The following is a 5,457-nucleotide window of genomic DNA, read 5'->3' as shown; positions in this document are numbered from 1 at the left end:
CGGGAAGACCCGCATGTGCTCGCCGGCGTGGATGCGGCCGTTGTAGAGGCTCCACAGCTCGGGACGCTGCATCTTCGGGTCCCACTGGCCGAACTCGTCGCGGTGGGAGTAGACGCGCTCCTTGGCGCGGGCCTTCTCCTCGTCGCGGCGACCACCACCGAAGGCAGCGGTGAAGCCGTTCTCCTCGATGGCGTGGAGCAGGGTGCCGATCTGGTGACGGTTGCGCGAGGTCTTGCCGTCGTCGATGACGATGCCACTGGCGATCGCGTCCTCGACGCTGGCGATGTGGATGCGCGCGCCGAGACGGCTGACCCAGCTGTCTCGGGTCGCGAGGACCTCGTCGAAGTCGAGGCCGGTGTCGACCTGGAGCAGCGGGAAGGGCAGCTTCGCTGGGTAGAACGCCTTCTCCGCCAGCCGAAGCATGACGATGGAGTCCTTGCCGCCTGAGAACATCAGGACCGGCTTCTCGAACTCGGCGGCGACCTCACGGAAGATGTGGATCGACTCGGCCTCGAGCTGGTCGAGCTGACTCAGCTGGTAGTCGACGTGGGTGTTGGTCATGCGCAGGAGGAGCCTCTCTGGGGGACAGCAGCCCACATCGTAGCGAGGCGCCAGCCTGCGACGAATTCGCCTGTCCACGAGACCGACGCACATGATGTATAGACCGGGGGGCGGTGCAAACCTATCCTTTTGATACTTCAACCGTTCCACGACAGGACGAGCTCCCATGGGGCGATCGCGCCACACGGAGACCTCAGCACTCGCCGCCGCCTTGCTGGCTGCCACGATGGGCGTGACGGGGGCGTCCCAGGCAGGTCCCGGTAGGGTCACGCAGACGGCGGTGTTGCGCGTCCTGCCCCCATGGCGGCCACCGGCGTGACCCCTGAGCCCGCGTCGGCCGCGCTCAGCGTCCTTGATGCCGACTTCAGCCCGGCCGTTCCAGGTCGCCAGGTCCTGCTGCAGCGGCAGAGCGGCAAGTCCTGGGCCACGGTGCAGCAGCAGGTGCAGGCGGCCGACGGTGGGGTGAGCTTCACTGCGCCGTACGCCTCGGCCGGTGCGCCGATCTTCAGCGACGAGTTCGCCGGCGAGACCCTGACCCCCGTCTGGGAGCAGCCCAACGCCCCCACCGCTCTGGGCGCTGACCCGTCGGTCAGCGGTGCCGAGATCGACATCATCGAGTGGTTCGGCACGGGCTCGCCGGGACTGGCCGACACCATCTACTACTACCGCAGCGGAGCGCAGGTGAAGCACGGCGGCGTGATCCCCGCTCAGGAGACGTACGGCGACGGCTGGGTCGACCAGTTCCACGTCTTCTCGGTGGAGTGGACTCCCACGTCCTACGTCTTCCGCATCGACGGCAAGGAGACCTTCCGCACGAGCGAGGGCATCTCCCGGATCTCGCAGTACGTCATCCTGAGCCTGCTCAGCTCGGACTACGAGCTGGCGCACATCAAGGACATGTCGCTGCTGCCGCAGACCACGCAGGTCGACTGGGTCCGGGTCTGGGGCCAGTCCTAGCGCGGAGCCCGCGAGCCGCGTGGCCGTGAGTTGGACATCACAGAGCGCGGGGTCTTCGATGGGCCTATGACGACGACTACCAGCGATCAGGTGAGCTCCACCGCACGCCACATCGAGGCGACCGAGGCCTACGCGGCGCACAACTATCACCCGCTGCCGGTGGTGCTCACCTCCGGTGAGGGAGCCTGGGTCACCGACGTCGACGGCAAGCGCTACCTCGACTGCCTGGCCGGCTACTCCGCGCTGAACTTCGGCCACAGCAACCCTCGCCTGGTGGCGCGCGCCACCGAGCAGCTGTCCCGGCTGACGCTGACCAGTCGCGCCTTCTACAACGACCAGCTCGGAGACTTCGCCCGAGCCCTGACCCGGCTGACGGGCAAGGACATGATCCTCCCGATGAACTCCGGAGCCGAGGCGGTCGAGACGGCCATCAAGGTCTCCCGCCGCTGGGGCTACGAGGTCAAGGGAGTCCCCGCCGACTCGGCCACGATCATCACCATGCGGGGCAACTTTCACGGTCGCACGACCACCATCGTGAGCTTCTCCGACGACGCGGTGGCCACGACGGGCTACGCCCCCTTCACGGGTGGGTTCCGCTCTGCGGCGTACGGCGACATCGACGCCATCGCGGCCCAGATCGACGACTCCGTGGTCGGCGTCCTGTTCGAGCCCGTGCAGGGTGAGGGCGGCGTCGTGCTTCCGCCCGAGGGCTTCTTGCGAGACCTCCGCGCCCTGTGCACCGAGCGCGGCATCCTGATGATCGCCGACGAGATCCAGTCCGGCCTGGCTCGTACCGGCGAGACCTTCGCGTGCGACCACGAGTCGGTCGTGCCCGACATCTACATCCTCGGCAAGGCCCTCGGGGGCGGGCTCTACCCGGTCTCGGCCATCGCCGCCAACCGCGACGTCCTCGGCGTGATCACCCCCGGCAGCCACGGCTCGACCTTCGGCGGCAACCCCCTCGCCGCCGCGATCGGCACCGAGGTCGTGGCGATGCTCGAGGAAGGCACCTTCCAGCAGCGTTCGCGCGAGATCGGCGAGCGGCTCGAGGTGGGTCTGCGGGCCCTCATCGGCAAGGGCCTCGTCGGCGTGCGCGTGCGGGGCGCGTGGGCCGGCGTCGACGTCGACCCGGCGCTGATGAGCGGACGCCAGGTCAGCGAGGCGCTGATGGCGCGAGGAGTGCTCGCCAAGGACACCCACGGCTCCACCGTGCGCTTCGCTCCGCCCCTGGTGGCGAGCCACGACGACATCGACGTGCTCGTCTCGGCGTTGGCCGACGCGCTGGAGCAGGGCGCCTGATCCATGGCTGAGCCCCTGCTGATCACCGTCGCACCGACCGGCGCCGAGACGGCCAAGGCCGACTGTCCGCAGCTCCCGACCACGCCCGAGGAGCTGGCCGCCACGGCCGCCGACTGCGAGGCCGCCGGCGCGGCGATGATCCACATCCACGTCCGCGACGCGGAGCATCGGCCGACGCTCGACCAGGGCTTGCTGCGGGAGTGGGTGGCGGCCGTGCGGTCGTCGTCCTCCCTGGTGGTCCAGCTGTCCACCGGCGGGTCGGTGCACGACCCGTTGGAGGAGCGGCTCAAGGTGCTGGACGCAGCGCCGGACTCCTGCAGCCTGACGATGGGGACGACCAACTTCGGCGACGACGTCTTCCTCAACCCGTGGCCGTTCGTGGCCGAGCTCTACCAGCTCGCCCAGTCGAGGGGCATCGCCCCGGAGTTCGAGCTCTTCGACCTCGGCCACGTCCACTCCCTGGGTCGGCTGCTCGCGAAGTACGGCCCCCCCGCGGGCGGCAAGGTGCACGTCGACTTCGTCATGGGGGTGCCCGGCGGGATGCCTGGTACGGCGCCTGCGCTGGTCGCCGGCGTCGCCGCCCTGCCTCCCGGTGTGACCTCGTGGTCGGCCACCGGGATCGGTCGCTCCACCCTGTCGGTGGCCATGGCGTCGCTGTCGATGGGTGGTCACCTGCGCGTCGGCATGGAGGACGTGTTGACCATCAGTCGCGGCGTGCCGGTGGAGTCCAACGCCCAGCTCGTGTCGAGGGCCGTGGAGCTGGGTCGCCTCGCGCAGCGGACGCCGATGACTCCTGCCGAGTGCCGCACCCTGCTCGGGTTGGACTGAGGGCCGCTGCCCGAGGTCGGTCGGGCGCGCTGCGCCGTACCCGCAGGAAGTGATCTAGCGAAAAGTCAATCCGCCGGAGGTCTGCAGTCTGTCAGCCCGCTGGGGGCGCCCGCCCGGTGTCGGTGCTGTCGGTGCCGTCGGTGCGCTTCATCCCGACGAACCCGGGCGCGTAGTCGGGGTCCTCGAGCTGCGCGATGGTGGGGGAGCCGAACATCGGGAGTCCCTGCGACTTGCGGATGAAGCCCCACACGACGGGCAGCAGGGCCAGGACGACGAGGCCCACGGCACCGATCAGCATCGGGTGCGTCTCGTCCTCGCCCGCGCCCAGCGGCGCCCAGCCCGCCTTGTCGAGCAGCGCGACGCCGCTCATGGTGAGCACCACCACGATGCCGCGCCGGATGAAGGACTGCGGCACGCGCGGGGCGATGGCGGCGCCGAGGAGGGTCCCGGGCACCGAGCCGATGACCAGGGGGATCAGGATGCCCCAGTCGAGGCCGTGCAAGAAGATGTTGGAGATGGCAGCCGCCATGACGAGGGGGACGGCCTGGACAAGGTCGGTGCCGACCAGCTTCACCGCCGAGAGGCCGGGGTAGAGCATGAGCAGCGCGATCATGATGACGGAGCCGGAGCCGACGCTGGTGATGCCGACGAGCAGCCCCCCGAGCGCGCCTACGAGCAGGGTCGCGACGGGCCGGATGGGCGGGTTGTCGTCGGCCTGCGGGCCGCCGCTCCGCACGCGCACCAGGTTGATGTAGAGGCGAAGGGCGTACGTCGCAGCGGCGATGAGCAGGGCGAAGCCGAGGCAGAGCTTGAGGGTGTCGTCGATGTCTTCGGGGTCGACCACCCAGGACACGAGGTAGGGACCGAGCAGCGCCATCGGGATGGACCCGATCATCAGCCACTTGGCGAGCTGCATGTTGGGGGAACCCTCGCGCCTGTGCACGAGCGCACCGCCGGTCTTGTAGATCGCAGCGGCTGTCAGGTCTGCGGTGATCACCGCCGCTGGTGCGCCGACGCCGAGGAAGATCAGCGCCGGCGTCATCAGGGCCCCGCCGCCCATCCCGGTCAAGCCCACGATGATGCCGACGAAGAACCCGGCCGCGAGGATCGACAGGGCCGTCATGGTGATCAGGTCGGCCATCAGTCCTCCTCGCCCAGCGCTGCGACAATGACACTCAACATTGTTGACATCTTGCCCGCTGCGGCCCTGGCAGCCGCATCCCCGCGCCGGTAGGGGTCGTCGATGTCGTCCTCGGGCAGTGGTGGGGTACGCCCCTTGCCGGCCGCCTCGATCAACGCGCGTCCCCGCAGGGCGGGCTCAGCCTGAGCGACCCGGGCGAACTGACCCAGGGTGAACACCTTGCGCAACGCGTGCGGGTGCTCCTCCATCACGAAGGACCGGTGGGAGCTCTCGGCCGTGAGGACCAGGTCGGCCCAGCCGACGAGGTCGCGGCTCATCGCCTGGCTGCGGAACTCGGGGTCGCTCGCGTCCATGGTGGCGGCCATCGCCGGGTTCATCGGCTGGCCGACCAGGCCGTGGGTGCCGGTGCTGGCGAAGGCGATCCTCGCCTCGCCCGCCAGCGCACGGGCCGTCTGCTCCATGAAGGGCGAGCGGCAGATGTTGGCGGTGCAGACGAAGAGCACGTTGAGGCGGGTGTCGGTGGTGACGGGTGCCTGCTCGGGTGCGGTCTCGACCGGCGTGTCGACCGGCGTGTCGACCGGCGTGTCGACCAGCGTGTCGACCAGGGAGGAGGAGAGCGAGTCGCGAAGGTCAAGGTGGCCTCGCTCGGCCAACGCGTCGACGACGTCGGC

Annotated in this window: 5 protein-coding genes and 1 pseudogene; 3 read left to right on the top strand and 3 right to left on the bottom strand. The window is 69.6% G+C overall.

Annotation, left to right across the window (positions count from 1 at the left end):
• A partial coding sequence (gene cysD, locus JWN68_RS15280; RefSeq protein ID WP_297740421.1) for a sulfate adenylyltransferase subunit CysD occupies nucleotides 1-561 on the bottom strand: 561 nt, incomplete at its 3' end.
• A 300-nt stretch (nucleotides 562-861) separates the two neighbouring features.
• Here cysD and JWN68_RS15275 point away from each other — a divergent pair.
• From JWN68_RS15275 to JWN68_RS15265, 3 genes are all read left to right on the top strand, one after another.
• Nucleotides 862-1,518, top strand: a complete 657-nt coding sequence (locus JWN68_RS15275; protein WP_297740419.1) for a glycoside hydrolase family 16 protein — start codon at nucleotides 862-864, stop codon at nucleotides 1,516-1,518.
• Nucleotides 1,519-1,584: 66 nt separating this feature from the next.
• Nucleotides 1,585-2,817: an ornithine--oxo-acid transaminase gene (rocD, locus tag JWN68_RS15270; protein WP_297740418.1), complete on the top strand. Its 1,233-nt coding sequence runs from the start codon at nucleotides 1,585-1,587 to the stop codon at nucleotides 2,815-2,817.
• 3 nt (nucleotides 2,818-2,820) lie between these two features.
• Nucleotides 2,821-3,645 carry a 3-keto-5-aminohexanoate cleavage protein gene (locus tag JWN68_RS15265; RefSeq protein WP_297740416.1) on the top strand — a complete coding sequence of 275 codons (825 nt, stop codon included), beginning with the start codon at nucleotides 2,821-2,823 and terminating at the stop codon, nucleotides 3,643-3,645.
• A 91-nt stretch (nucleotides 3,646-3,736) separates the two neighbouring features.
• Here the strand turns inward: JWN68_RS15265 and JWN68_RS15260 are convergent, their stop codons facing one another.
• A complete protein-coding gene (locus JWN68_RS15260; protein WP_297740413.1) occupies nucleotides 3,737-4,786 on the bottom strand; it encodes a sulfite exporter TauE/SafE family protein in 1,050 nt (349 codons plus the stop codon).
• Nucleotides 4,786-5,457, bottom strand: a pseudogene (locus JWN68_RS15255) (hypothetical protein); the annotation flags it as partial. The gene JWN68_RS15260 and the pseudogene JWN68_RS15255, both read right to left, overlap by 1 nt.

This window comes from Nocardioides sp. (assembly GCF_025964975.1).
Taxonomy (GTDB): domain Bacteria; phylum Actinomycetota; class Actinomycetes; order Propionibacteriales; family Nocardioidaceae; genus Nocardioides.
This window is presented reverse-complemented; position numbering and strand designations above follow the sequence as displayed.